General features: G+C 62.5%; 25 protein-coding genes. 12 read left to right on the plus strand and 13 right to left on the minus strand.

Annotation, left to right across the window (positions count from 1 at the left end; genetic code table 11):
• Positions 1-27: 27 nt before the first annotated feature.
• Positions 28-1,629 (minus strand): LysM peptidoglycan-binding domain-containing protein, encoded by a 1,602-nt coding sequence (locus GA829_RS26690; protein WP_195175567.1) that lies wholly within the window; start codon positions 1,627-1,629, stop codon positions 28-30.
• A gap of 149 nt (positions 1,630-1,778) precedes the next feature.
• On the opposite strand from GA829_RS26690, the gene GA829_RS26695 reads away from it, so the two are divergent.
• Positions 1,779-2,390 (plus strand): LOG family protein, encoded by a 612-nt coding sequence (locus GA829_RS26695; protein WP_195175568.1) that lies wholly within the window; start codon positions 1,779-1,781, stop codon positions 2,388-2,390.
• A gap of 65 nt (positions 2,391-2,455) precedes the next feature.
• On the opposite strand, the gene GA829_RS26700 is transcribed toward GA829_RS26695, so the two are convergent.
• Complete coding sequence (locus GA829_RS26700; protein WP_195175569.1) at positions 2,456-3,349, minus strand: LysR substrate-binding domain-containing protein; 894 nt, start codon at positions 3,347-3,349, stop codon at positions 2,456-2,458.
• Between the two features lie 114 nt (positions 3,350-3,463).
• Here GA829_RS26700 and GA829_RS26705 point away from each other — a divergent pair, with 114 nt between their 5' ends.
• Positions 3,464-3,754 (plus strand): hypothetical protein, encoded by a 291-nt coding sequence (locus GA829_RS26705; protein WP_195175570.1) that lies wholly within the window; start codon positions 3,464-3,466, stop codon positions 3,752-3,754.
• Between the two features lie 162 nt (positions 3,755-3,916).
• Positions 3,917-4,915: a transporter gene (locus GA829_RS26710; protein ID WP_195175571.1), complete on the plus strand. Its 999-nt coding sequence runs from the start codon at positions 3,917-3,919 to the stop codon at positions 4,913-4,915.
• Between the two features lie 3 nt (positions 4,916-4,918).
• Here the strand turns inward: GA829_RS26710 and GA829_RS26715 are convergent, their stop codons facing one another.
• The 8 genes from GA829_RS26715 to cysS all read right to left on the minus strand — a co-directional run bounded on the left by GA829_RS26715 (position 4,919) and on the right by cysS (position 12,000).
• Positions 4,919-5,605, minus strand: coding sequence for a glutathione S-transferase family protein (locus GA829_RS26715; RefSeq protein WP_195175572.1), 687 nt, complete (start codon positions 5,603-5,605; stop codon positions 4,919-4,921).
• A gap of 7 nt (positions 5,606-5,612) precedes the next feature.
• Positions 5,613-6,542 carry an EamA family transporter RarD gene (gene rarD / locus GA829_RS26720; RefSeq protein WP_195175573.1) on the minus strand — a complete coding sequence of 310 codons (930 nt, stop codon included), beginning with the start codon at positions 6,540-6,542 and terminating at the stop codon, positions 5,613-5,615.
• A gap of 95 nt (positions 6,543-6,637) precedes the next feature.
• The gene (cimA, locus tag GA829_RS26725; RefSeq protein WP_195175574.1) at positions 6,638-8,260 is read right to left on the minus strand and encodes a citramalate synthase; all 1,623 of its coding nucleotides are present in this window, start codon (positions 8,258-8,260) and stop codon (positions 6,638-6,640) included.
• On the minus strand, positions 8,257-9,213 hold the full coding sequence (gene pip / locus GA829_RS26730) for a prolyl aminopeptidase (protein WP_195175575.1): 957 nt from the start codon (positions 9,211-9,213) through the stop codon (positions 8,257-8,259). Before pip ends, cimA begins: the two co-directional genes overlap by 4 nt.
• Entirely contained in the window at positions 9,210-9,686 is a 477-nt protein-coding gene (locus tag GA829_RS26735; protein WP_195175576.1) for a GFA family protein, read from the minus strand. The genes pip and GA829_RS26735 overlap by 4 nt, the downstream gene beginning before the upstream one ends.
• Positions 9,683-10,174 carry a GFA family protein gene (locus GA829_RS26740; protein WP_195175577.1) on the minus strand — a complete coding sequence of 164 codons (492 nt, stop codon included), beginning with the start codon at positions 10,172-10,174 and terminating at the stop codon, positions 9,683-9,685. Before GA829_RS26740 ends, GA829_RS26735 begins: the two co-directional genes overlap by 4 nt.
• A gap of 6 nt (positions 10,175-10,180) precedes the next feature.
• Positions 10,181-10,567 carry a VOC family protein gene (locus tag GA829_RS26745; RefSeq protein WP_195175578.1) on the minus strand — a complete coding sequence of 129 codons (387 nt, stop codon included), beginning with the start codon at positions 10,565-10,567 and terminating at the stop codon, positions 10,181-10,183.
• Entirely contained in the window at positions 10,564-12,000 is a 1,437-nt protein-coding gene (gene cysS / locus GA829_RS26750; RefSeq protein ID WP_195175579.1) for a cysteine--tRNA ligase, read from the minus strand. The genes GA829_RS26745 and cysS overlap by 4 nt, the downstream gene beginning before the upstream one ends.
• A gap of 146 nt (positions 12,001-12,146) precedes the next feature.
• Between cysS and GA829_RS36895 the strand changes: the two genes are divergently transcribed.
• Positions 12,147-12,281 (plus strand): hypothetical protein, encoded by a 135-nt coding sequence (locus GA829_RS36895; RefSeq protein ID WP_258051979.1) that lies wholly within the window; start codon positions 12,147-12,149, stop codon positions 12,279-12,281.
• Between the two features lie 110 nt (positions 12,282-12,391).
• The gene (locus GA829_RS26755) at positions 12,392-12,547 is read left to right on the plus strand and encodes a hypothetical protein (RefSeq protein WP_111549195.1); all 156 of its coding nucleotides are present in this window, start codon (positions 12,392-12,394) and stop codon (positions 12,545-12,547) included.
• A gap of 125 nt (positions 12,548-12,672) precedes the next feature.
• On the opposite strand, the gene GA829_RS26760 is transcribed toward GA829_RS26755, so the two are convergent.
• Positions 12,673-13,434, minus strand: a complete 762-nt coding sequence (locus GA829_RS26760) for an SOS response-associated peptidase (RefSeq protein WP_195175580.1) — start codon at positions 13,432-13,434, stop codon at positions 12,673-12,675.
• Between the two features lie 129 nt (positions 13,435-13,563).
• On the opposite strand from GA829_RS26760, the gene GA829_RS26765 reads away from it, so the two are divergent.
• From GA829_RS26765 to GA829_RS26780, 4 genes are all read left to right on the plus strand, one after another.
• Positions 13,564-13,986: an NUDIX hydrolase gene (locus GA829_RS26765; protein WP_195175581.1), complete on the plus strand. Its 423-nt coding sequence runs from the start codon at positions 13,564-13,566 to the stop codon at positions 13,984-13,986.
• Positions 13,987-14,042: 56 nt separating this feature from the next.
• Entirely contained in the window at positions 14,043-14,420 is a 378-nt protein-coding gene (locus GA829_RS26770) for a TIGR02301 family protein (RefSeq protein ID WP_195175582.1), read from the plus strand.
• A 359-nt stretch (positions 14,421-14,779) separates the two neighbouring features.
• The gene (locus tag GA829_RS26775) at positions 14,780-15,037 is read left to right on the plus strand and encodes a hypothetical protein (RefSeq protein ID WP_195175583.1); all 258 of its coding nucleotides are present in this window, start codon (positions 14,780-14,782) and stop codon (positions 15,035-15,037) included.
• Positions 15,038-15,104: 67 nt separating this feature from the next.
• Positions 15,105-15,890: a hypothetical protein gene (locus GA829_RS26780; protein ID WP_195175584.1), complete on the plus strand. Its 786-nt coding sequence runs from the start codon at positions 15,105-15,107 to the stop codon at positions 15,888-15,890.
• 36 nt (positions 15,891-15,926) lie between these two features.
• Here GA829_RS26780 and GA829_RS26785 read toward each other — a convergent pair whose 3' ends face one another.
• Complete coding sequence (locus GA829_RS26785) at positions 15,927-17,261, minus strand: dihydroorotase (RefSeq protein ID WP_195175585.1); 1,335 nt, start codon at positions 17,259-17,261, stop codon at positions 15,927-15,929.
• A 75-nt stretch (positions 17,262-17,336) separates the two neighbouring features.
• Between GA829_RS26785 and ygfZ the strand changes: the two genes are divergently transcribed.
• From ygfZ to GA829_RS26800, 3 genes are all read left to right on the plus strand, one after another.
• Entirely contained in the window at positions 17,337-18,197 is an 861-nt protein-coding gene (ygfZ, locus tag GA829_RS26790) for a CAF17-like 4Fe-4S cluster assembly/insertion protein YgfZ (RefSeq protein ID WP_195175586.1), read from the plus strand.
• Complete coding sequence (locus GA829_RS26795; protein WP_195175587.1) at positions 18,197-18,832, plus strand: HD domain-containing protein; 636 nt, start codon at positions 18,197-18,199, stop codon at positions 18,830-18,832. The genes ygfZ and GA829_RS26795 overlap by 1 nt, the downstream gene beginning before the upstream one ends.
• Before the next feature lie 93 nt (positions 18,833-18,925).
• Complete coding sequence (locus GA829_RS26800; protein ID WP_195175588.1) at positions 18,926-21,070, plus strand: putative bifunctional diguanylate cyclase/phosphodiesterase; 2,145 nt, start codon at positions 18,926-18,928, stop codon at positions 21,068-21,070.
• Between the two features lie 7 nt (positions 21,071-21,077).
• Here the strand turns inward: GA829_RS26800 and GA829_RS26805 are convergent, their stop codons facing one another.
• Positions 21,078-21,968, minus strand: coding sequence for a fatty acid desaturase family protein (locus GA829_RS26805; RefSeq protein WP_195175589.1), 891 nt, complete (start codon positions 21,966-21,968; stop codon positions 21,078-21,080).
• Between the last annotated feature and the right edge of the window lie 17 nt (positions 21,969-21,985).

Raw genomic sequence — 21,985 nt, forward strand, 5'->3', positions numbered from 1 at the left:
ACCTGCCCGGATGGGCAGAGCCGGCTTTTACTGGGTCTTGGTCGGCGCGGTCGTCGCCTGGTCGCCCATTGCCTTGAGGTCGGCGGCTTCGCCTTCCTTCGACTTTTCCGGAACCTTGAACACCTGCCCCGGCCAGATCCGGTCGGGATCGGTGATCTGATCCTGGTTGGCAAGATAGATGGTCGAATAGCGTACGCCGTGGCCATAAACGCGCCGCGAAATGCGCCAAAGCGTATCATTGCGGCGGATGATGACGGCGCCGTCGGCATGTTCAAGCTTCGGTGCCATTGTCTCCGGCACATCGGATGGCGGCGTCGCTGCCGCCACCACGGCCGGCGCTTCGGCCACCGCAGGTGCCGCAGGAGGTGCAGTCTCGGCAGCTGGTGCAGCCACAGCCGGTGCAGCGGGAGCGGCGGCGACAACGGCGGGCGCGGCAGGCGCCGGCGCGGCAGGTGCTGCCGCCGCAGCGGGCGCCGCCGGTTCAGCCGGTTTTGCTTCAGCGGGCTTTGGCGCGGCCGGCGCCACGGCGGCGACTGCTTCTCCCGGCTCGCGTTCGAAGGGAACAGCCGCGCGGGCGACTACCTTCACGCCGTCGGCATCGAGGCCATCGACATGGATAGTATAGCTGCCAACCGGAATGTCGCGTGTTGCTTCGACCAAAAAATGGCCGTCCGGCGATGTCTGCGCATCGCCCAGCAGGATGTCATTGGCATAGGCGCGCACCTTGCGGCCCGCATCGGCCAGACCGGCGACGAAAATCTTGTTGCCGTCGATCTCGACTGCCTCGACGACGATCTTGGGTTCCGCAGCGGGTGCGGCTGACACCGCTGGCGCCGTCGGAGCCGGCGCAGGCGCGGCTTCGACAACGGCCGGCGCCGGTGTGGTTGCAGCAGGGGCGGCCGGTGCCGCAGCGACGGCAGGCGCTTCTGCGGCCGGAGCAGCGGGAGCGGCGGCCTGGTCGCCGGCAGCAGGTGCCGCTGGTTTGGTCTCTGGTGCCGGAACAGTCAACAATTCGGCCGGCTTGCCTGGCTCTTCGACCATGGCAAGCACCTGGCCGGCAGGATTTGCCGGAACGGAGACAACAGCGGCCTGTGCCGAAGCGGTAACGACAGCGCCGGTCGTCGAGCGCAGGGCAATTGTGTAGTCACCAGGCTTCAGCGGGTCATCGAGGACGATGACAAAGGCGCCATCGGGGCCTGCGACCGTCGAGCCAAGCACGGTCGTGCCGTTGAGTATTTCAACCTTTGAATTTGGCGCTGCATTGCCGGCAACGACGATCGAGCCGTTACCCTCAACACGCACCACATCGAAACTCGGCAGGGTTGGACCAGCAGCGGCGGGCGCAGCCACAGCCGGCGCGGCTGGAGCAGCCGCATCGGCGCCAGGCGTGGCTGGAGCCGTCGCTTGCGGCACTGCCGCGGGAGCAGCCGGTACAGCCGCGGGCGGCAACCTCGCTTCCGTGCCGGGGTCAGCCGGCTTCGGAGCCGCAGGAGGTGTCAATGCCGCCACTTCCGCCGGCGGCGTGTGATTGAGATACGGGTCGAGTGCGCCCGACACATAGGCAGTTCCTGCCGCGGCCACGGACCCACCCGCCGCGAACAAAAACGCCTTCAATGGATTGATCGCCATATATTTACCCACCCCTTAGCCACCTAATGCCGGTCTAGCCTGTTTTGCCAAAGCCGACAAGAAAAAGCCCGCCCGGGCTTGACCTCGGTCCTGAACTCATAAATCTGGTCCATGACCTTTAATTACGAAACCCATCATCGATCAGTTGCATGAACACGATTCGATCCGTCTGCGTCTACTGCGGCTCGTCTCCGGGCCGCGATGAAATCTATATCAAAGCCGGACACCTGCTCGGGCGCTCGATCGCGCGCGCCGGCTTGCGGCTGATCTATGGCGGCGGCACCAAGGGCATCATGGGCGCCGTCGCCGAAGGTGCGTTGCGGGCCGGCGGCAAGGTGACCGGCATCATTCCCCGCTTCCTAATCAACAGGGAGGCAACCGAAACCGCGCTTGACCGGCTCGACGAGCTCGTGATCACCGACAACATGCACGAGCGCAAACACAAGATGTTTGAGAAATCCGACGCCTTTGTGGCGCTGCCAGGTGGCATCGGCACGGTCGAGGAGATCGTCGAGGTCATGACCTGGGCGCAGCTTGGCCATCACCGCAAGCCAATCGTCTTCGGCAATGTCGGCGGCTTCTGGGATCCGATGCTGGCGCTGCTTGATCACATGACGGCCGAGGGCTTCATTCACACGGCACAGCGGGTCAAGCCGCTGGTGGTCAACGATCCAGAAGCCATCGTCGCCGCCATCATGGTGGCCGGCTCTTCGGTCGATGCTCCAACTGAAGGCGTGCAGTCGGTCATCGACAAGCTGTAGAGAGACCTGCCGAGAACGGCGCGCCCTACTGCCCTACTGCCCTACTGCCCTACTGCCCTACTGCCCTACTGCCCTACCCTTTGAACCGCTTGCCGCAAGGCGGCAATCACCGCACGCTGGTCATGCCGCCGCCACGCCAGGTGGATCGACACGGTGCGTTCGAACCACGGCAGGTCGCGAAAGACGACCTCAGGCGGGGCTGAGGCGCGCAGGCTGGCCTGCACCGTGGCCAGGCCCAGCCCGGCGCTGACCAATCCCAGCGACGTCAACGGATCGGCCGTCTCATAGACAATGTCGGGCAGGAAGCCCGCTTTGGCGCAAGCGGCCAGGAACAGGCCTCGGTTGGTGTCGTCGGGCTGGCGCACGACTGTGATCCAGGTGCGGCCGTCGAGGTGGCGCGGCTGGATATCGGCAACATCCACGAGTGAATCGCCTTCCGGAATGGCCAGAACCAGCGGCTCGCGGCGCAGCAGCAGGCTGGCGATATCAGGATCGTCGGCAACTGCGGGCGAATAGACGAAACCCAGATCGAGTGAACGCTGCCGCAAGCCGTCCAGCTGCGCTGCCGACCGAGCGCTCGTCAGCCGCAGGTGAAAATCGGGCCGATCACGGCGGAACTGGCGCAGCATCCCCGCGACCAGTCCGGCATGCACCGCGCCCTCGACATAGCCGATGGCAAGCCGGCCGACAGCGCCGCTGGCCAGATCGCGGCCAAGCTCTTCCAGGCGCCGTGCATTGGCCAGCAAAGCACGCGCCTCGGTGAGGAAGGCACGCCCCTCGGCATTGAGATGGACCCGCTGTCTTGCCCGCTCGAACAAGGTGACGCCGAGCTGTTCCTCGAGCTGCATGATCTGGCGGCTGAGCGGCGACTGCGAGATATGCAGCAGTTCGGCGGCACGGCCGACATTGCCGGCCTCGGCGACGGCGACGAAATAGCGGAGCTGGCGAAGGTCAAACATCGTTTTTGAAAATAAAGTCCTTTTTGGTCTCAACTTTAATCTAATCAGTCTTGGACAGTCTGACTAGTCAGCGCGATAGCTTCTGTCATCAACCGCCGAAAAAAGGAGACCGCCATGCAGTTCTTTGCCCTTCTCACCCGCAACACCGAAAAATTCGCCGATGCCGATTTCGCCCCGCTGTTGCCCGGCGAGGCAGAGCAGCGCCGCACCCTCTATGCCGACGGTGCCGTGCGCCAGGTGTGGAACCGTGGCGACATCCCGGGCAGCGGCATGATGCTGGAAGCCGCCAGCGATGCCGAGGCGCGCGGCCACCTCGCCACCTTGCCACTGGTAAAGGCCGGCATGATGGACATCACCGCCCTGGTGCCACTCAACCCGTATCCCGGCTTCGGTCCGAAGCGCTGAGGCGGCTGGCCAACGGATCAGGACTGCCGCGTCTCCATGGAGGCGCGGCAGTCCACGGCCAAGTGTCAAGAAACCGTCACACGAAATCGGGTTGTCCTATGCTAGGAAGCAGCCGTCGGGCGTTCTCCGATCGACGACGTGACCCGTATTGGCGAAACGACAATGAACATCGCCCCTCCCCGGGAAGACACAGACCTTTCCCCCTACATGCCCGACGAGCACGGGCTGTTCTTCCTCTATCATTTCACGGCGGAGGGGGTGCGAACCAGGGACGCGAGCGCCGCGCACTGGACCTGGCGCAGCTACCAGCTCTCCGACATGCGCGCCCGCCACGAGATCGCCGCCGATCAGGCTTTGCCGGCGCCGGTGCGCGAAGCCTTTCTCTCCGCCAGCCATGGCTGCCACATCGATCTCGAGGATGATTGGCTCTACGGCGACCTGCCGGACCTGCGCCATGACTATTCAGCGGAAGCCGGCGGGCTCGGCCATTTCCGCTTCGCCCTCAACGATACGATGCTGGTCGGCGCCCGCAAGCAGCCGCTGCAATCGGTCGACAACATCCGCAAGGCGATCGAAAACGGATCGCGAAAATTCCGATCGCCAGCAGAGTTGATCGAGGCTGTCGTGGGCCAGTCTTTTGACGGGATGGCGGCGGAACTAGCGGCACTCGGCGACAGCATGGACGGCATCGAGGACCGCATCGTCTGTGACGCATGGCACAATGAGCGGCAGGCGCTTGTCGATGCGCGCCGGCATCTCGTGGTGATCCATCGCCAGATGGCGACCCTGACCAGCCTGTTTCGTCATCTCGACCACTCACACCGCAACGACTTGCCCGACTCCATCAACGACATGGCGGCCCGGCTGTCGCACCGGGCGCAGACACTGCATCACGACGGCGAGCAGTTGCAGGCGCGCGCTCGGCTTTTGCAGGATGAGCTGATGGCCAAGCTGACGACACAGTCGAACCGGCTGCTCTACGTTCTGTCGGTGATGACAGCCGTGCTGTTGCCTATGACCATCATCTCAGGCCTGTTCGGCATGAATGTCGGCGGCCTGCCGCTGGTCAACACCCCAATGGGCTTTTGGGTGGTGTCAGGGGCCTCCCTGCTGATCGCGGGGATAACCTACCTGTTCGTCAGGCGGATCGGTCAAATGTAGCTCTCAGGCCCTGAGGCGAAAGTCCTCAAGCATGGTTCCAGCAGCGGCAACCTCAGCCTCATGCTCCGGCTCGCGCCAGGTCTCGACCAGCGCCGCCTGATACCAGTCTTGCATCGCAGGCAGGCCAAGCAACTGTGCCGGATAGGCTGAAGCGGCCCCCTCGAATGACAATCCATAGGTCTGCACCCGGAAGGCTACAGGGGCAAAGAACGCATCCACGGCCGTGAAGCTGCCGCCCGCCAGGAATGGCCCGCCAAACCGGCTGAGGCCGTCGTTCCAGAGATCGCCAAGCCGAAACAGATCCCGTTTCAGGGCGTCGGACATCGGGAACGGCTGAACGCGGACGCCGCAATTCATCGTGCAGTCGTTGCGCAAGGCAGAAAAGCTCGAATGCATTTCGGCGGCGGCGCAGCGCGCCCAACTGCGGGCCTTGGCTTCAACCGGCCACACACCATGGTGACGCTCGGCAAGATATTCGGCGATGGCCAGCGAATCCCACACCGCCCAGCCGTCATCGATCAGGCAGGGCACCTGGCCGTTCGGCGAAAAGGGCCGGTAGAGATCCCAGCTCGATCCGGTCGGAAACGGCGTCAACCGTTCCTCGAACGGAATGTCCAGTTCACGCATCAACACCCATGGCCGCACCGACCACGAGGAATAGTTCTTGTTGGCGATATGCAGCTGGTACATTCGGTGCCTATTGCGCGGCCTGGACCGCGGCGGCGCGGCGCGCCGTCGTCAGCATCGACCAGGAATAGATCGCCAGCGCTGCCCAGATCAGGCCGAAAGCAATCGCCTGAATAGTGCCGAAAGGCTCATTGAAAATCAGCACCGCGATCAGGAACACCATGGTTGGGGCGATATATTGCATGATGCCGATGGTCGAAAGGCGCAACAGCTTGGCGCCGAAGGCGAACAACAGCAGCGGCACCGCCGTGACCGGGCCGCAGCCGATCAGCAATGCCGTATCGGTCGAGTTGCCGGATACGAAGTGGTCCTGCCCGGTGGCTATCAGGTAGGTGATGTAGGCGAGCGCCGGAACCGACAGCAAAAGCACTTCGAGCAGGAAGCCCTGGCTGGGGCCGATCGGCAGCGTCTTGCGGAAGAAGCCGTAGGCGGCGAAGGAAAAGGCCAGTGCAAGCGAGACCCAGGGCAGCTTGCCGCCTTCGATCGTCATCACCGCGACAGCAACCGCCGCCAGCACCACGGCGGCTATCTGCAGCCGGTCGAGCCGCTCACCGAGCAGCAGCGCGCCGACAACCACACTGACCAGTGGATTGATATAGTAACCGAGCGCGGTCTCGACCGTGCGGTCAACGGCGATCGCCCAGACATAGATGCCCCAGTTGACCGAGATCAGCGCCGCTGTCAGCGCCGCCATCGCGATGGTGCGTGGCGAGCGCAGCGCCGCCTTGAAGTCAGCCGTGCGGCCGGCCCAGATCAGCACGGCGGCGGCGATCGGCACCGACCAGACGATACGGTGGGCAATGACTTCGGCCAGCGGCAGATGGGCGACCGCCTTCATGTAGAATGGCAGGAGCCCCCACAGGAGGTAGGCGCCCAACGCCAACAGGAAGCCGCGACGTGCGCCGGCATGGGCGTCGATCTGAGTTGTTTGCATGGCCATGGCCCAACGCTATGCGCCAGCCATGATCCGGAAACCATCACAAATTTCTGATGGATCAATGGACTTCCGCTGATGGTTCAACCCGACAGCCGTTGCTATTCGGCCGCCACCAGCCCGGCCATGTCGCGGTTCTTCATCAGTTTGTAGACGATGGAATCCATGAGCGCCTGGAACGAGGCGTCGATGATGTTTTCGGAGACGCCGACCGTCCACCAGCGCGCGCCCGTGCCGTCATGCGATTCGATCAGCACGCGGGTGATCGCCTCGGTGCCGCCATTGAGGATACGCACCTTGAAGTCCGCTAGTTCGAGGTCGGCGATTTCGTTCTGGAATTTGCCGAGATCCTTGCGCAGCGCGATGTCGAGCGCATTGACCGGACCGTGACCTTCGGCCACCGACATTTTTTCCTCGCCCTCGACCAGCACCTTCACCACCGCTTCCGACACGGTTTTCAACTGGCCATTGGCGTCGAAGCGTCGTTCGATCATGCAGCGGAACGAGGTGACGTGGAAAAATTCGGGCAGTCCGTGCAGCATCTTGCGCGCCAGAAGCTCGAAACTCGCGTCGGCGCCCTCATAGGCATAACCCTCGGCCTCGCGCTCCTTGACCACGGCAATCAGCGCATCCAGCCGATGATCGTCCTTCGGCACGTCGATGCCGCGCCGCTTCAGCTCGGCCAGGAAATTGGCCTTGCCGCCCTGGTCGGAAACCATGACGCGGCGGCGGTTGCCAACCGCTTCCGGCGCGACATGCTCATAGGTCGCTGGTTCCTTGGCCAGTGCCGAGGCGTGGATGCCGGCCTTGGTGGCGAAGGCCGAGGCGCCGACATAGGGCGCCTGCGCTTCCGGCGCGCGGTTCAGCAATTCGTCGAAGGCACGGGAGAGGCGCGAGGTGCCAGTCAGGGCCTCCTCGGAAATGCCCGTTTCGAAACGGGTGGCAAAGGCCGGCTTCAATGCCAGCGTCGGCACGATCGAGATCAGATTGGCGTTGCCGCAACGCTCGCCGATGCCGTTCAAGGTGCCCTGGATTTGGCGTACGCCGGCCTCGACGGCGGCGAGCGAATTGGCCACAGCCTGGCCGGTATCGTCATGGGCATGGATGCCAAGATGGCCGCCGGGAATGCCCGAGGCAACGACCTTTTCGACAATGGTGCGGATTTCCGACGGCTGCGTGCCGCCATTGGTGTCGCACAGCACCACCCAGCGCGCACCGGCATCATAGGCGGTCCTGGCACAGGCCAGCGCGTAGTCGGGATTGGCCTTGAAGCCGTCGAAGAAATGCTCGCAATCGACCATCGCCTCCTTGCCGGCGGCAATCGCGGCCTCGACAGAGGCCTTGATCGAGTCCAGGTTTTCCTCGTTGGTGCAGCCGAGTGCAACGCGGACATGATAATCCCAGCTCTTGGCGACAAAGCAGATCGCATCCGATTTCGACTGGACGAGTGCCGCAAGGCCGGGATCGTTGGAGGCCGAGACCCCGGCCCGCTTGGTCATGCCGAAAGCGACGAATTTTGCCAGCGCCGTACGCTTTTCCCTGAAGAAGGCGGTGTCGGTCGGGTTGGCGCCGGGATAGCCGCCCTCGACATAATCAAGGCCGAACGCGTCGAGCAGTTTTGCGATCGCGATCTTGTCCTCGACGGAAAAGTCGATGCCCGGCGTCTGCTGGCCATCGCGCAATGTCGTGTCGAAGAGATAGAGGCGTTCGCGGGTCATGGTCATTTGCCTGCAAACTTGTCCGTTGCACGGATCAAGCAATCGAGGATCCCCGGTTCCGAATAGGCATGGCCGGCGCCCTCGATGAGATGGAAATCAGCCTTTGGCCAAGCCTTGTGCAATGCCCAGGCGAAGCGTGCCGGGCACGGCATGTCATAGCGGCCGTGGACGATGGTACCGGGTATGTCCTTGAGTTTCCCGGCGTCGCGCAGCAACTGGCCTTCTTCCAGCCAGCCGGCGTGGACGAAATAGTGGTTCTCGATGCGGGCGAAGGCGACGGCATAATCATCCTCGCCAAACGGGCCGCTGGTTTCAGGCGCGGGCAGAAGCGTGATCGTCTCGCCTTCCCACAGGCTCCAGGCACGGGCTGCCTCGAGCTGCGCCTCGCGGTCGCTGCCGACCAGCCGCTTGCGGTAGGCGGCCATCATGTCGCCGCGCTCGGCCTCCGGGATTGGCGCCAGGAAACGCTCCCATTTGTCGGGGAACATTTCCGAGACGCCGAACTGATAATACCATTCGAGTTCGGCACGCGTCAGCGTGTAGATGCCGCGCACCACCAGCTCGCTCACCCGCTCCGGGTGGGTCTCGGCATAGGCCAGCGCCAGTGTCGATCCCCAGGAGCCGCCAAACACCAGCCATTTGTCGAAGCCGGCCATTTCACGCAGGCGCTCGATGTCGGCAACCAGGTGCCATGTCGTGTTGGCTTCGAGCGAGGCATTGGGCGTCGACTTCCCGCAGCCGCGCTGGTCGAACAGGATAACGTCGTAAAGTTTCGGGTCGAACAGCCGCCGGTGGTTTGGCGAGATCGTGCCGCCAGGGCCGCCATGCAGGAAGATTGCCGGTTTGGCGCCCTTGGTGCCGGACCGTTCCCAATAGACCTGATGGCCGTCGCCGACATCGATCATGCCGGAATCAAAAGCCTCGATCTCCGGGTAAAGGGTACGCAATTCACTGCTCATAGCTGCAAGCCTTTTGTCGGCCAATCGGCCGTTTCGTGATCGGGATGCTGGAAGGAAATGATTGCTTCCTGCCTGGCGTAATAGTCGGGGTCCTGATGGATCGGCTGGTCGAAGATCGTTTCCACCCAAGGCACCCGCGCGGCGTAGTTGACCTGGATTTGCGGAGCCAGATCAGAACGGTCGTCGAAGGCGCCGATCGCAATCTCTAGCCCGTCCGGCTGCCGATAGGTTAGCGGCGTACCGCAGCGTGCGCAAAAGCCGCGATCGATGTTGATCGACGACTGGAAATAGCTTGGCTCTTCATGGGTCCACTCGACGCCATCCCTGGGCACCGTGACCAGCGCGCCAAAGAAGGCGCCGAACTGCTTCTGGCACATGCGGCAATGGCAGATGGACGGGCGGCCGAGTGCGCCATGAACGCGAAAGCGCACCGCGCCGCATTGGCAGCCACCGGTTCTCACTGTCTCGGTCATGACTTTTCCTCCGGCGGCCATTGTTCAGTATCGTGGTCGGGGTGCTGGTAAGAGGCGAGATCGGCCAGATACGGTGCCGAAGCCATATCGGCCATCGTGTCTTCGGCCGGCAGTTGCGGGATGGTATCGACGTAGGGAAGTTTTGCTTCGGTGCCCCATTGAACCAAGGGCACGATCTCGGCTGGATTGTCGAAGGCGCCGATGGCAAGGCCGACGCCATCCGGCGCTGTAAAGGCCAGCGGCGTGCCGCAATCGGCGCAAAAGCCACGATCGACATGGTTGGACGAGCGAAAGTATTTCGGCTCGCCGCGCGTCCAATCAAGCCTGGCGCTACCCACCGAAACCAACGGCGCATAGAACGAACCGAACGCCTTCTGGCACATGCGGCAATGGCAGATCGAGGCATCGCCGAGTGCGCCCTCGACGCGGAAGCGCACCGCGCCGCATTGGCAGCCGCCCGTATAGATTGGCCGGTTGTCGAGGCTCATCACTGATCACCCCTCGGCATGGCAGACAGCCTCGACATTGTTGCCATCGGGATCGAAGACGAAGGCGCCATAGTAGTTAGGGTGATAGTGCGGGCGCAGTCCCGGCCCGCCATTGTCCTTGCCACCAGCGGCAAGTGCCGCGGCATGGAAGGCATCGACCTCCGCGCGGCTGCGCGCGGTGAAGGCGACATGCTGATGGTCCCTCGGCTTGTCCTTGGCCGTGCTCAGCCAGAACACCGGCCGGTCGCGGCCATAGCCGCCAACCTTGGCGCCACCGGTATACTCCAGCGGCACCATATACAGCAGCGACGCGCCAAGCGGCGCCATCGCCTTGTCGTAGAAAGCCTTGGACGCCTCGAAATCGGAAACGGTAATGCCGAGATGATCGATCATCTTTTTACCTCCCAGGTGGTGACGCGCTCGCCGGTGGCGGGATCCTTGCCATCCTTCAACTGGACGCCTTGTGCCAGCAATTCGTCGCGGATGCGATCCGCCTCGGCCCAGTTCTTCGCGGCGATGAGTGCAAGCCGATTGGCGATCGCTTTGGCGACATTGCTTTCATCGACATTTGCCGCCGCGACATCGAAGCCGAGGAACAGCAGCGCAGCCTTCAGCGATCCGGCCGCCTCATTGCCTTCAGCCGCGTCGCCGGCCAGCTGCGTCAGCACCTGGAACGCGGCATAGGTGGCGAGATCATCAGACAGAGCCTCGACCACCTCCGCCGGCAATGGCTTTGCCGCGGCCGGCGCCAGATCGGCGGCGCGCTTCCATTTGCGCAGCGTGTTTTCGGCCTCTTCCAGTTTGCGCACCGAGAAGTCGATCGGCTCGCGATAATGCGTCATCAGCATTGCCAGCCGCAGCACCTCGCCCGACCATACGCGGCCGCCGAAGATATCGGTCTCAAGCAACTGGGCGATCGTGAAGAAATTGCCGAGGCTCTTCGACATCTTCTGGCCTTCGACCTGCAGGAAGCCGTTGTGCATCCAGATATTGGCCATCACGTCGGTGCCATGCGCGCAACGCGATTGGGCGATCTCGTTCTCATGGTGCGGGAAGATCAGGTCGAGGCCGCCGCCATGGATATCGAAGACCTCGCCGAGATAGGCCGCCGACATCGCCGAGCATTCGATGTGCCAACCCGGGCGGCCCCTGCCCCAGGGCGAATTCCAGCCGGGCTCCTCAGGCGATGACAGCTTCCACAGCACGAAATCGCCGGGGCTCTTCTTGTGCGCATCGACGGCGACACGGGCACCAGCCTGCTGCTCGTCGAGATTGCGCTTCGACAATTGGCCGTAGTCCGGCATGGACGCCGTGTCGAACAGCACTTCGCCTGCCGCGACATAGGCATGGCCGCGCTCGATCAGGCGCTGAATCAAGGTGATCATATCGGCCTTGCCGTCGGCGCGTGGCTCGACGAACTCGGTGGCGCGCGGCTCGACCGTCGGCTCAAGGCAGCCGAGGGTCGCCACATCCTTGTGGAACTGGCTGGCGGTCTTTTCCGTGACGCGCCTGATTGCCTCGTTGAGCGACAATGCGCCCGAGGCTATCTCGCCGCCAAAATCCCGCAGGGCGCGTGCGTTGATCTTGTCGTCGACGTCAGTAATGTTGCGCACATAGGTGACATGCGCCTCGCCACGGACATGACGCAGCAGGCGGAAAAGTATGTCGAAGACGATCACCGGCCTGGCGTTGCCGATATGGGCGAAGTCGTAGACCGTCGGGCCGCAAACATACATGCGCACGTTTTTCGGATCGATCGGGACGAAATCCTGCTTCTTCCGCGTCAGCGTGTTGTAGAGGCGCAGTCCCTGCGATGCGTCAGACATTCGTGCTTCCCGTTCAGTATTATTCTGTATGAAATCTGCATTGCGCCGAGGCGCAAAATCAGACTCCAGCCTGCTGGCCGGGGCGTTTGTCCAATCTAGGGAAAGATGAGGCGAAAACGTCCGGACCAGCGCGAGGCTAGCCAATAATGCAAATGCCGCAAATGGCGAAAGACGTTTTCATGGGCAGCTTTATCGCCTTGGCCGGTGTTGCCGTCAAGTCGCTAGTTTCGGCAAAAGCGCCGCTGGATCGCACGCAATCCCGCACTGAAACATTTTATTAAACATGTCGGCACAGTCATGAAACATTCGCCGGCTAGATCAGCGGGCGTCACGATTTGGTCAGAATCGGCCATCAAACGCAGACACGAAAATGTTATCTGGGAAGAGAGATATGCCGCGAACCAAGCAGGAATCGAACCGCGCCAAGCAACCGGCGCTGGCCAATCACTACCGGGCAATCGGCCCGGCCGCGATTGTCGCCGCCCTTCTTCACACCGCGAAGAAGAAGAAGCCGGCGCAGAAGATCGTATCGCCCCGCGCCGCCTGAGGCCGCGCGACCGGTGCCGGAAGGCGCCGGAAATGAAGCGCCTGGCGCGCTCTGGAACAGCTGCTTTGACTATTTGCTGAGCATGATCCTATGCGAAATCGGTTCCCGCTTTTTCGGGACCTGCCTCAGAACAGCGTCATTTGACTGTCGTCCGGCCCGGGCTTCTGGCGCCTGACCTTCTCGGGCTCCGGCCCAATGGCGCCCCTCTCCTGAATTTCAGGCCCGGTGTTGGCGACCTTGTTGACGAGGTCCGAGACCGGAATGGCTTCGAAGAAATCGGGCTGTGCCGGCCGCAACAGGCCGGCGACATCGCGTGGCTCCTGGGTGCGGCAATCCAGCCAGCGGGCAAAATCCTCACGTGCGATCACCACCGGCATGCGGTCATGGATATGCGCGATGTCGGCATTGGCATTGACGGTCAGGATGGCGCCAGTGTCCATTTCCGAGCCGCCTGGCTCGGCATAGGTTTCGATCAGCCCGGCAAAAGCAACCAGCCCGCCGTGCCTTGGCCGTATCCAATAGGGTTGCCCCTTCTTGCCGCCGGTTTGACGCCACTCGTAGAAACCGGATGCCGGCACCAAAGCGCGGCGATGGCGCATGGCGGTCTTGAATGAGGCCTTTTCGATGGCGCCCTCGGAGCGGGCGTTGATCAGCAGCGGAAACTCGCGCGTGTCCTTCACCCACGCCGGGATCAATCCCCAGCGCACCAGCATCGGCTGCCGGTCGGGCAGGTTCGAACCCGGCGCCCGCGCAGGACCAGAGATTGCCATGAGGACCGGTTGGGTCGGCGCGATGTTGTAGCGCGCTGGAAAATCCTCGAGACCCGCCACATCGAGGAAGGCAGCAGTCTGGTCCGGCGTCGCGGTCAAGGCAAAGCGTCCGCACATGGCGATTGACATCCTTCGGATTTATTTGACCTCGAAAGTGGCGATGGAAGAGCCGCACTGCAACCGCTAAAGCTGTTTGCCGCCAGCCGGTCCACAACAGGCTGCGCAATCAAGATGATCGGATGTTTCATGGACGAAGCGCGAAAACTCATTCCGGCGGTCTCGGTCGCCGTCGTTCGCGGCGACACGGTGCTTCTGGTCAAGCGGGCGCGGCAACCGTCGCAAGGGCTCTACGCCTTTCCAGGCGGCAAGGTCGAACCCGGCGAGACGCTGGAAGAGGCGATACGGCGCGAGTTGCTGGAAGAGACCCAATTGCGGGCCGTTGGCTACCTGCCGCTGCGCGAAATTCTCATCGACGGAAAGCTTGATGGCCATCCGGTCGACTACCTGCTGACCGTATTCGGCGCCACCCATATCGGCGGTGAAGCGGTGGCCAGCGACGATGCCGAGACAGCCGCGTTCTATACGCTTGCCGAGATGGCGGCGCTGCCACTCGCCGGCTCGGTGTTCGCCGTTGCCGATGAACTCCTCGGTTCAAACCGGAATGCCTAGACGCACCGCTGAAAAATCGGCCTTGCGGACGACAAATTGTTTGGCCACATAGGCTTATGCGCCGCGCCTCCCTCCTCCTCGCCGCCTGTCTTGCCGTATCCACGGCCACGGCGGCACGGCCGGCGTTCAGCGCCGAGGCGCCATTCGAACCCGGGCTGATGCGGCTGGCGGAAGTTCTGGGCTCGCTGCATTTCCTGCGCAATCTGTGCGGTGAAAAAGGCAACCAGTGGCGGGGCGAGATGCAGAAGCTGATCGATTCGGAAAATCCCGATCCCGAGCGCCGTGCGCGCTTCATCGCCAGCTTCAACCGAGGCTACCGCTCCTTCGGCGGTACCTACACGCAGTGCACTGCCTCGGCGACCGAAGCCATCAGCCGCTACATGAAGGAAGGCGAGACGCTGTCGCGCGACATCGCCTCGCGCTACGGGAACTAGGTTTTCCCTCAATCATCAACAGGTATCGGGCCTCCCGCTGCCGGAGATGACATATCGTGCTTGTGCAGAACGATATGTTGGTGCAATCGTACTGTGGCACTTCTGCAACAGCATTAATGAAACGTTACCGTGCGGATGCGGAATTAACTCAAACTGAAGGTTTTCACCCCGCGGGCCGACCTAATCGGCTAAGTTTGAATCGGATCGCACGCAGGCCTGATGAAACGGCGATGAGATTCGTAGAAATCGACCAAAAAAATGTCGTATTTACAAATACTTAATTGGGCCCGCGTGTGAAGGTAACAGATCGAGCCTGATCCACTTAGACGGATCACAGCTTGCAAGGGTGGACATCGCATATGGAACAAGGTGTCAACGACATCGACGCGCTGGTCAGGGAAGAAAAGCGCCTGACCGCGGTTGAGAGCCACAACGAAGCCTGGGCGGAAGGACTATCCGCAGGTATCGAGCCCGAAATTATCGCCGAGGCAGCGCTCGAGACGGCATTCGGCGAAATGTTGCGCGCCAATGGCGAGACGTCAGCCCTTGCCCTGCTCGATCGCATGCGTGAAAAGGTGATTGCTGGCGCCTTCGAACCTGAACGGCTACGGCACTGAACCGGCATACGGTTCTCTGACGATAGGCCGCTCGGGCACAATGCCCGGAATCAAGGAGTAGCGGGCAGTGAATTTTTCGATGTCAGGCAAGCCGCGCGGCTTGATCCTTAGCATCTGCTTCGCCACTTGTTGCGCCGCGTTTCCTCCGGTGCTGTGTCTCCTGAGCGGCCCCGCCTACGCGCTGAGCGAAATCAAGCGCGAAGAGCTCCCCTCGCCGGTTACACCATCCGCCGATGATGACACCTCGCCACCCGGCAGCACGGTGCCAATGCCCGATCCAATTGGGACGCCGCCTTCAACCAGCCAACCCACCGCGCCCGCCGAAGCCGAGCCGGACAGCCCGCCGAGCGGCGCTGCCAGTCCTCGAATCGATCCCGATGCGCCCCTTCCCGAGGTCCTCTACGATCTGAGCAAATTGCCCGAACCGGTCAGGCGCATGCACGACCTCATCGTCGAGGCGTGCAAGAGCGGTGACATCGAAAAGCTTAGGCCCCTGGTCGGCAAGGGCGATACCATGACGCAATTATCGCTGACCGATATAGACGGCGATGCAATCGCCTTCCTCAAGGGTCTGTCCGGCGACCCTGAGGGCCAGGAGATCCTCGCCATCATGGAGGAGGTGCTGAATGCCGGCTACGTCCATCTCGACGCGGGGACACCGGAAGAGCTCTATGTCTGGCCCTATTTCTTCGCACTGCCATTGGACAAGCTCGATGCCAAACAGCGTGTCGAACTTTTCAAGATCGTCACCGCCGGCGACTTCGACGACATGAAGCAGTTCGGCGCGTATATCTTCTATCGGGTCGGCATCACGCCCGCCGGGCAATGGGCCTTCTTCGTCGCCGGCGACTAACGCGCCACCAAGTTGAAGTGTCTCAAGGCGCCGCCCTTACGCGATGGGCAGTGCCTCCGAAAATTCCACCGCCCTGCCCTGTCCGGGTGTGACAATCTCGCCCTCCCACATGATGCGGCGGCCACGCACGACCGTGCCGACCGGCCAGCCGGTAACCTGCTTGCCGTCATAGGGCGTCCAGCCGGCCTTTGAACCGGCTTGTGCATTGGTGATGGTTTCGCGCCGCTTCATGTCGACAACGGTGAAATCGGCATCATAGCCGGCGGCGATGCGGCCTTTTCTGGCCATGCCGAAAATGCGCTGCGGGCCGTGGCTGGAGAGATCGACAAAGCGCTGCAAGGTCAACCGCCCGGCATTGACGTGGTCGAGCATGATCGGAACCAGTGTCTGCACGCCGGTCATGCCCGATGGCGAAGCCGGATAGGGCTTTGCCTTCTCGGCCAGCGTGTGCGGAGCATGATCCGAGCCAAGCACGTCAACGATGCCTTGCGCGATGCCGGTCCAGATGCCGTCGCGATGGCGGGCGGCGCGCACTGGCGGGTTCATCTGGATCAATGTGCCGAGCCGCGCATAGTCATCAGCCGAGAGCGTCAGATGGTGTGGGGTCGCCTCGCATGTCGCGACATCCTTGTGCCGTTCGAGGAACACGATCTCTTCCGCTGTCGAAATGTGCAGAACATGGATGCGGGCTCGAACAGTTCGGGCGATGCGCACCAGCCGTTCGGTGCAGCGCAGCGCCGCGATCTCGTCGCGCCACACCGGATGCGAGGACGGATCGCCATCGACCCGCTCGCCAAGCCGTTCGCGCAAGCGGAATTCATCCTCGGAATGAAACGCGGCGCGCCGGCGCGTGTTTCTGAGGATCGAGGCTACGCCCTCGTCATCCTCGATCAGCAGGTCGCCGGTGGACGAACCCATGAAGACTTTTATCCCGGCAGCGCCCGGCAACAGCTCGAGTTCACCCACATCCCTTGCGTTCTCCCGGGTACCGCCGACCCAGAAGGCAAAGTCGCAATGCATGCGGCCAGTGGCGCGCCGCACCTTGTCGGCAAGTGCTGCCTCGCTCGTCGTCAACGGATTGGTGTTGGGCATTTCGAACACGGCGGTCACGCCACCGAGTACGGCCGCGCGCGACCCTGTCTCCAGGTCTTCCTTGTGCTCCAGCCCCGGCTCGCGGAAATGCACCTGGCTGTCGACGACACCCGGCAATATATGCAGGCCGCGACAGTCTATTGTTTCGCCGGCCGAAGCCTGGCCGAGATCGCCTATGGCGGCAATGCGACCGCCGCTGATGCCGACATCACGCAGGCCTTCACCATCGTGGTTGACTACCGTGCCGCCTGTCAGGATGAGGTCGTAGGTCATGGCCATGCTCTCTTGCGGGGGGAGTGTCAGCGGCTTACGTAATGGCCGACTGTTTTGCAAGATCAGGTTCGTTTGCCGCCCATGCCCTTTGCCTCGCTCAACGACCGCGCGCTCATTTCCGTGTCTGGCCCGGACGCCGAGCACTTTTTGCAAAACATCCTGACCACCGACCTCGATGCATTGGCTGCTGGCGACGCGAAGCCCGGCGCGCTTTTGACGCCGCAAGGCAAGATCCTGTTCGACTTCCTGATCTCACGTGCTGGTGAAAACGCGTTCCGCCTCGAATGCCGCGCCGACATATCGGACGATTTCGTACGCCGGCTGATGCTCTACAAGCTGCGCGCCAAGGTCGAGATTGCCAAAGCGGAACAAGCGATTGTCGCCATTGCATGGGGAGATGAGTCAACCGCCTCACAAAGTGATTCAACAGCGGTTGCCGACAAGCGCTTCCCCGATGGCGGTGTCACCCGCTCCTATGGCGGCGTTGCACAGAGCGGCGACATTGCAGCATGGCAGGCGTTCCGCATCAGCCATGGCATTGCCGAGAGCGGGGCCGACTATCCGCTCAGCGATGCCTTCCCGCATGATGTGCTGCTCGACGAAACCGGAGGTGTCGGCTTCCGCAAGGGATGTTATGTCGGGCAGGAAGTGGTTTCGCGCATGCACCACCGCGGCACCGCCAGGCGACGCGTGCTGATCGTCAACGCCGAGCAGCCCCTGCCCGGCGCCGGCACCGAACTGACCGTCGACGGGCGGCCGGTCGGGACGCTCGGCTCGAATGCCGGCACCACCGGCCTTGCCATCGCGCGCATCGATCGCGTCAAGGCCGCGCTTGATGCCGGCCAGCAGATCATGGCCGGCGACATTCCCGTCTCGCTTGCCATACCGGCCTGGGCCAAATTCAGCTACCCACAGGAAACTGTTGGCGCGGAGGGCGCCTGATGGCGGCCGACCGTGTCGGCGCGCCGGCGCGCGCCTGGCAGCGCATGCTGTCCGGCCGGCGGCTCGACCTGCTCGACCCCTCGCCGCTCGACATCGAGATTTCGGACATCGCGCACGGGCTTGCCCGCGTCGCGCGCTGGAACGGCCAGACCCGTGGCGACCATGCCTTTTCGGTCGCCCAGCATTCTTTGCTGGTGGAGGCGATTTTTGCTGACCTGGTGCCCGAGGCATCGGCCAACGCGCGGCTGGCGGCACTGCTGCACGATGCGCCCGAATATGTCATTGGCGACATGATCTCGCCGTTCAAGTCGGTCATGGGCGGCAGCTACAAGGATTGTGAACTACGGCTGCAGCGCGCCATCCACCTGCGCTTTTCGCTGGCGCCCGAACATGGCGACGGCCTGCGCAGGGACATCAAGCGCGCCGACCAGATCGCAGCCTATTTCGAGGCGACACTCCTTGCCGGCTTTTCGACCGCCGAGGCGACCGAGTTCTTCGGCCGGCCGCGCGGTTTCAGTGCCGATCGCTTCGATTTCACGTCCCGTTCGGTAACCTGGGCGCAGAAGGCTTTCCTCAAGCGGTTCGCGGCCATCGAAAAATCGCGCGCCAAGTCGCCTGCCCCTTCAGCTGGCTAAAGATCAGCAAGGCTGGCCCAAACCTTCCTTTGCTCTAAATTAACCCGAACAGACAACAGTATCTTGTCCGATCACGGTCTGCAGGCGCGCCCTATGCCCGTCGCTGATACCAAGCATGGTTTACCCGTCGCTGGACGAGAGGCCGGAGGCTTGAGCTTGCCGCAGCATATCGAGGACGAGTTGCGCGAACAGAATGAGCGCTTTTCGGCCGCGGTCGAGAACATGTCACATGGGCTGTGCATGTTCGATGCCGGTGAGCGCATGATCATCTGCAACGGCAACTACATCAATATCTTCTGCCTCGATGCCAAGGTGGTGCGGCCAGGCATCCGGTTTCTGGATATCCTGCAGCACAGCGTCGACATCGGTGTTGCCTCGCAAACCGCCGAGGAACTCTACGCCATTCGAAAACCCTATATCGACCAGGCGAAGCCCTCGACGTATGAGGAAATACTGTCCGACGGACGCACCATCGACATCTCGCATCGGCCGCTCGCTTCTGGCGGCTGGGTGTCGATCTATGAGGACATAACCGTGCAGCGGCGCGCGGAGCAGGAACTGAAGGAACAGCATCGACGCTTCGACGCAGCACTGGCGAACATGTCGCAAGGCCTGCTGATGTATGACGTCGACGGCAAGCTGATCGTGCGCAACCAGCGTTTCCTCGAACTTTTTCGGCTGGACAAAGCCGATTTCCCTTTTGGCCTGACCCATCGCGAACTGCTTGGGTTGCTGATCGACAAGGGCATCTATCCCGACGACATCGACGTCGAAGACGAAGTAGAGAGAACATCAGCCTCCATGCAGGCCGGGGAGACCCGGTCCACCTATCGCCATCTTGCCGATGGCAGAGCGCTGATGATCGCGCGCCGACCGATGAGCGGCGGCGGCTGGGTCGCCACTTTCGACGATGTCACCGAGCGCCGGCGTGTCGAAGAGCGCATGACCCAGCTCGCGCATTACGACACGGTGACCGGCCTGCCCAATCGCTCGATGTTTCGCGAACGGCTCGACCAGGCCCTTGGCAAAGCCAAGGCGGCACCGCTGGCGATCCTGTCGCTCGACCTCGACCGCTTCAAGGCGGTCAACGACACCTGGGGACATCCGGCAGGCGACTGGCTGCTGAAATGCGTGGCAGAGAGGCTGCAGCGCTGCCTGCGCAAAGACACCGACATCGTGGCCCGTTTCGGCGGCGACGAGTTCGTCATCCTTCAGTCCGGCGTGAGGGACTCGGCCGACGCGGAAAAACTGGCGAAACGCATTGTGGAGAGCATCGCAAAGCCATTTCGTGACAGGGGCCGCGACATGCATGTCGGCGTCAGCGTCGGGGTGGCGATTTTCCCCAATGACGGCAAGGATGCCGAAACGCTCCTGAAAAATGCCGATATGGCGCTCTACAGGGCCAAGGGCGAAGGGCGTAACCTTTGCCGCTTCTTCGAGCCCGCGATGGACGCCATGGTGCGGGCGCGCCATGCGCTTGAGATCGATCTCGAAACGGCGCTGCCGCGCCAGGAGCTCGATCTCGATTTCCAGCCGATCATGAACATTGCGTCAGGCGAGATTGTCGGCGCCGAGGCACTCATGCGCTGGCATTCGCCTACCCGTGGTGTCGTGGTGCCGGATGAATTCATTCCGGCGGCTGAAGAAACCGGGCTGATCATTTCATTTGGCGAATGGGCGCTGAGAAAGGCCTGTACGGCGGCGGCAAGCTGGCCCCCCGGCCTGAGCATTGCGGTCAACGTTTCGGCCATGCAGCTCAGAAACGGCGGCTTCGCTCGCAATGTCATCTCGGCGCTGGCCTTTTCCGGCGTGCCGGCCAGCCGGCTGGAACTCGAAATCACCGAAACCGTGCTGATGGACGAGAGCGACACAGTGCTGAAGGCACTGCGCCAGTTGCGCGAACTGGGCGTCAGGATCGCGCTCGACGATTTCGGCACCGGTTATTCCTCACTCGGCTACCTCAGGCGCTTCCCTGTCGACAAGATCAAGATCGACCGTTCGTTTACCCGCGACATCGGCAATCGCCACACCGCCGCGATCGTGCGCACCATCATCGCGTTGGGCGCGGAGCTCGGCATCGTTGTCACAGCCGAAGGCGTCGAGACCGAGAGGCAGCTCGACATCCTGCGCAAGGATGGCTGCGTCGAAGCCCAAGGCTATCTGATTGGCCCGCCATCAAATGCGGCGGATATACTTCGGCTGCTGAAATCGGGCGCCGCACGCAGCCATTCCGGCTGAAGCTGTCTCAGCGCAGTGTCTCGGTGTATTTGCCGTGGAAGCTGACATAGCCCGGCTCGATCACCTTGAGGTGCCGCTCTATCAAGGCATGAAACTCCGGCAGTTGGTGAAAGGGCACGCCCGGATAGGCGTGATGTTCGGCGTGAAACGGCATGTTCCATGCCAGCTTGCGGACAGCCCAGTTAGTCAGCGTGGTTCTGGTGTTCTCCAGCATGTTGGCGACGAACGGGCAACGGCCGTGCTCCGCGAGGAGATAGAGGCGCAGAAACGGCTGTCCCAGCAGCACAGGCAGGATCCAGACATAAAGCAGGACCGTAGCGCGGAAATAGACCGCCAGAACAAGCATGACGGCGTAGAAGACAAGCATGGCGCGTGCCTCGGCGCGCACCTTGCCGTAGCCCTTGGGCGGAACGTAGCTTGCCCGGCACCGGCCCATCGCATTGGTGCAAAGCGTCTGGAAATGTCCGCGCCATAGCGGAATGCCGGAAACATGGACGAGATACTGCCGCCACGTCTCCGGTTTTGGGAACGCCAGTTCCGGATCATTCTCCGGGTCCTGCGTGAACCGGTGGTGGGCAAAATGGAAGTAGCGGAACCAGTCGGCCGGCAGCGCGATGGCCAGGCTGCATATGCGTGCCACAACGTCGTTCAGCCTCTGCGTTTCGAACGCCGTGCGATGCACGGTTTCGTGGAGAAGCGTGAACAGGAACACGATCAGGATGCCTTGCGGCAACATCAGGATCGGCCACAGCGGTACCTTCGCGGCGATCAGCCAGCCAAGGATCAGAATCGCACCAAAATGCGCGGCGAGTTGAACGAGCCCCCTGATATCAGACTTGGCAGTCAGGCGATTGCGCTCTTCCTGGGTCAGGGATGCTATTGCTTCACGATGGTCCATTGGCTTTTCCGGTGACG

The sequence above is a fragment of the Mesorhizobium sp. INR15 genome, assembly GCF_015500075.1.
Classification (GTDB): Bacteria; Pseudomonadota; Alphaproteobacteria; order Rhizobiales; family Rhizobiaceae; genus Mesorhizobium.